5 protein-coding genes and 1 pseudogene are annotated in these 4,442 nt (G+C 29.3%); 4 read left to right on the top strand and 2 right to left on the bottom strand.

All coding sequences use genetic code 11. The features are described from left to right. Window positions 1-289 precede the first annotated feature (289 nt). The 4 genes from ACWG0P_RS15895 (at window position 290) to ACWG0P_RS15880 (ending at window position 3,602) form a co-directional block, all read left to right on the top strand. A complete protein-coding gene (locus ACWG0P_RS15895) occupies window positions 290-538 on the top strand; it encodes a hypothetical protein (RefSeq protein ID WP_455802547.1) in 249 nt (82 codons plus the stop codon). Window positions 539-643: 105 nt separating this feature from the next. After that, window positions 644-1,261 carry an ATP-binding cassette domain-containing protein gene (locus ACWG0P_RS15890; RefSeq protein ID WP_455802546.1) on the top strand — a complete coding sequence of 206 codons (618 nt, stop codon included), beginning with the start codon at window positions 644-646 and terminating at the stop codon, window positions 1,259-1,261. A gap of 14 nt (window positions 1,262-1,275) precedes the next feature. Then, entirely contained in the window at window positions 1,276-2,424 is a 1,149-nt protein-coding gene (locus ACWG0P_RS15885) for a hypothetical protein (RefSeq protein WP_455802545.1), read from the top strand. Continuing rightward, window positions 2,421-3,602, top strand: a complete 1,182-nt coding sequence (locus ACWG0P_RS15880) for a hypothetical protein (protein ID WP_455802544.1) — start codon at window positions 2,421-2,423, stop codon at window positions 3,600-3,602. The genes ACWG0P_RS15885 and ACWG0P_RS15880 overlap by 4 nt, the downstream gene beginning before the upstream one ends. A 93-nt stretch (window positions 3,603-3,695) precedes the next feature. Here the strand turns inward: ACWG0P_RS15880 and ACWG0P_RS15875 are convergent, their stop codons facing one another. Both ACWG0P_RS15875 and ACWG0P_RS15870 read right to left on the bottom strand, forming a co-directional pair. After that, the gene (locus ACWG0P_RS15875) at window positions 3,696-3,884 is read right to left on the bottom strand and encodes an IS3 family transposase (RefSeq protein ID WP_455802543.1); all 189 of its coding nucleotides are present in this window, start codon (window positions 3,882-3,884) and stop codon (window positions 3,696-3,698) included. Window positions 3,885-3,895: 11 nt separating this feature from the next. Continuing rightward, a pseudogene (locus ACWG0P_RS15870) lies at window positions 3,896-4,189 on the bottom strand (IS3 family transposase); the annotation flags it as partial. Window positions 4,190-4,442 lie beyond the last annotated feature (253 nt).

Genomic DNA, 4,442 nt, shown 5'->3' with positions numbered 1-4,442 from the left:
ATGCATATTTAATTCAACCTTTCTCATAAGGTACCTCCAATTCAATGAGGTACTATTGTAATATGTATTTAAGACATAATCAAATGTGGATACTTAAGACATTATCATAAACGAATCATATTTTGTTACTGAGCCAAAACGCAGTATCTTGACTTTCTAAACATCTATGATACAATGAAATAGACAAGAGTGAGGGTTGAAAATATTCGTGTTCTCAAAAAAAGAGTTCATCGAAAGAGGGGGTTCCATGAAAAAAAGACATATAAAATCATGTTTAATAGGAAGTCTTATGATAGCCTTGATGATTGGGTTTTGTTCAAGCATAAGCGCTGCATATACATATAAAGTAACAAAATCATTTTTTTATGATTATAATATACCAGCAGAAGTTAATATGAATTACCATGGTTATAAATATATTTATGTTGCAGATGATGCTAGATTATACAATGAAGAAACAAAATGGTATAGTTCTGGTTGGAATTATATTAGATATCAAACTATTAAGTATTATAAAAATGCAGATTTAAATTGGTAAGTAAATTATAAATATATCAACTTTCTAAGATTAACAATACCCTTACCTTGAACAGCTAGAATAAAGGATTATTCTAGCTGATTTTATATGAAAGAAGGTAGTAATATGATTGAACTAAGCAATGTGTCTATTGAAACAAGACATCCTATTTTAAAGGATGTAAACTACACTTTTCAAAACAATAAAATATATGGAATTGTTGCAGAAAACGGTTCAGGTAAAACGACATTATTTCGAGTGTTAGTTAATTTAAAAAAAGCTAAAAAAGGAACTGTACTTTATGATCATCTTTCAGCAGAAAAAACAATGAATGATATTTTCTATTTTGAGAATGTAGAATGGTTAGATAAAAACTTAAGCGGGTTAGATTACATGAGGTTTACTAAAAAAATGTGGAAGTCAAATTTAGATATTGAGGAGATCATAAAGGAATGGAGTATGGAAGAATATATAAAGCTTCCAATCAGAAAATATTCTTTAGGAATGAAACAGCGATTAGTCATTGGCATGTATTTGGTAAGTGATGCAAAATATTTAATTATGGATGAAATCACAAATGGACTAGATGAAGTAAATCGAAAACGATTTTTCAAAACAATCAATGAACTAAAAGAAAAAGGAAAAACCCTCCTACTATCTTCACATTATAAAGACGAAATTGTTGAACATTGTGATATAGTTTTAAAAATTCGAGAGTTTGCACTAAAAGAGGTAGAGTCATGAATTTCTTTTCCCTTTTGCTAAAAAAAGTTATGTTAAAAAAGCTTAATATCGTACCATTTATATTAATCACTATTTTTATAATTACCGTTTATATGTTTGGTCAAAGGGGAGTTGCCTATGTTACAAATCCTCAGCAATTTGGCGAGCAGAAAATACAAGCATTAAAACAGAATATCACAGCCTTCGAAGAAGATTTAAAGAGTAGTATTCCATCAAGTGAAGCATATGAATTTGCATTATATAATATAAATATAGCAGAACAAAGAGTTGAGCTATTACAAGAAAGACTTGATGCTTTTAATAGTAAGGATTGGAAAAAGTATTATACAAGTGATGAAAAATTAACAAAAATAGATATAAAAGTAACGCAAGAGAATAATGACTATTATGGAGAAGGACTTCAAGAAGTTCTACGACTTGATCAAAAATTTGCTCAATATATGAAAACTCACAACATGGGATTTGACACACGCTTTATCCCCACACAAGGATTTTCATATATGACGAGTATTTTAAATAATTATATGCCAATTATACTTGCTGTTTTCATTATCTTTATGTCTTGCAATATATATTGTTCAAGTTTTATGGATACTATGGATATTCATCAATTGGTACCAATTAGTAGATTAAAGAAGCAGAGTTCAAAGTTGCTCACGGGAGTGAGCATAGGTACTCTAGTTTTTCTGTTTTACATAATATTATCAATCCTATGTGGAAGTGTTGGTAATACGATTGGTAGCTTTCAATCACCTATACTGTTGTATACCATAGATAGTGCAGATAAATACATTTCTTTACTTCATGTTCTCCCACAGTTGCTGATATTAACCGTTTTGTCTATTTTCTTTCTTGTAAACTTAGTTTCTATTATTGCGTGTTTCACAAAAAGAAATTTAGTATGTTTAGTGACTTGCCTAGCTGTCGTTTTGAGTCTTATGTGGGCATCTACAAGTATCGCTCCCTTATTTCCAATTACACACCTTATTCCAACTACATATTTAAACTCATTGCAAGTGATGAGCGGAGAGTTGATGCACACCACATTGAATGCGAATGTGAATTTTCTAAATGGGGTCCTTGTATTAGGAGTTAGTAATATTTCTCTCTTTATATTATATTATTTTTGTTCAAGATTTCCTACAAAGAGTGTGAAAATATGATTGAATATGCAAAGTTTTTAAGTAAAAGGGTTTTATATAGAAAATCAAATATAATTATAGGATGCATTATAATTTTGATTATACTTGTTTTTCTCGTAATGAATATACGTACACAGGATCAATTTGAAAGTAATCTATATAGCCAAATGGAAGTAGATAAACAAAGCATTGAGACCTACAAGAAAAAACTTACAAAACTAGATAAGAATAGTCAAGAATATAAAATTATTGAAGCTACTGTACAACTCGAAGAGAAAAATAGTGAAACGTTTGAAATTATCCTTGCTAATTTTCGAAATAAAGAATGGAATAAGGTTTATGAAAGTTATAGTGAAATTTTAGAGGAAAGAATCCAGATAATGAAAGATAGTGAGAATATATCCGATGTATCAAGTACCTCCTCCCGCGATATGATAAATGTATCAATGGAAGAGCTAAACTATTTTAAATATTTGATGGATCATAATTTAGACTACGAAAATCCAAGCTTCCCTATTTTTGGTTTAAGTTTTACAACATCCGTGGCACAATTCCTTTTACCCATAATCATAACTGTATATTGTATTTATATATTATCTCAAATTTTCACGATTGAATATGCAAAAAATATTGATATCAGCTACCTATATCCAATAATGAAAAATAAGATTATTGGAACGAAAATTTTGGTAGGCATGAGTGCTTCTGTGATTATATATATAGGCATTTTGTTTTCTTCTTTCTTATTATCTTATTTGCTTACACTAAATACTGGATTTGATTATCCTATTATTATGCGAAATAATGAAAATGAATTTTGGAATGTATTAAGCACACTAAGCTTTAGTAAAGAATGGTTTTTCATAGGCATCCTTTTTTATACAAATCTAAGTTTGTTTACTTATATTTCTTCATTGTTTATAAAGGAAGATGTTTATTTATTTTTGATACTATTGTTTATCGTTTTAGGTTTCTCCTATTTGCCTAACATTTTAGACAGTTTAAAAGTTATAGCACATTTTCTGCCTACTACTTATATGAATTTCGTAAGTGTAGCTAGTGGGGATGTTGCAGTACAGTATTTAAATACACATATTTCATCAATGACAGGTGTTTTCATCTTATCTTCCTTTATCGGAATACAATGTTTGTTCATTGCAGTTTATAAATATGCTTATAAACTTACATTACATACATAATTACATCTTTGTTCGCGTTCAAAACATTATTTTGAAAAAACCTGTACTGTATGAAGTGAACCCAATCATTTGGACTAAGTAAAACAAGCTTGATTAAGCAGTTAATAAGGATTGATTTCTGTATTGTACAGGAGTTAATCCTTTTAGTTTAGATGTAATTCTTTGCGTATTAAAATACGAAATATATTCCTCCATAACTATCTTTAATTCATCTGATGGCTCGAATTCATATTCATGACCATAAAACATCTCATTTTTCATTCTTCCAAAAAAATTTTCCACAGGAGAGTTGTCTAAACAATTTCATTTGCGTGACATGGGTTGAATGATTCATTTTTCTTTGTTGACCACTTTTCATCACATTTTGTTGTTTCAAGATTCCGTTCATAATAGGTCTTGTGATTTTCTTCATCGATCACTTTAGTAAGCAATTGGTTTTTGACTGTTCCATTCATATCACCTTTATAAGATTTATATTGGGCTTTCGGTGTGATTCCATATAAACCCATCATAACCATCAAATGCTTTACTTTCTTATGATTAACTTGATATCCTCTATTCATCAGTTCTAACGTGATTCTACGGTATCCATAGCGTCTTTATTGAACTAGTAAATATCAATGATTGATTTATAATCACATCATTCTTCATGTCTTTAATGACCTTGGAAAGAGTGTAATGGTATGTGGAACGTTTGAGTCCTGATATTGTAAGAAGGGGAGTGTAAAATAAAGTGTGTAAATTAGATAAGCGTACGATATCTAATATGCACACTTGTTTTATTTAATAAAAATGTGATAAATTATAAAACTGAATATGAAAGAGGTGAAGACCATGACA

The organism is Amedibacillus sp. YH-ame6, from assembly GCF_053848845.1.
The sequence above is the reverse complement of the archived record's forward strand: the minus strand, read 5'-3'. Positions and strand labels throughout refer to the sequence as shown.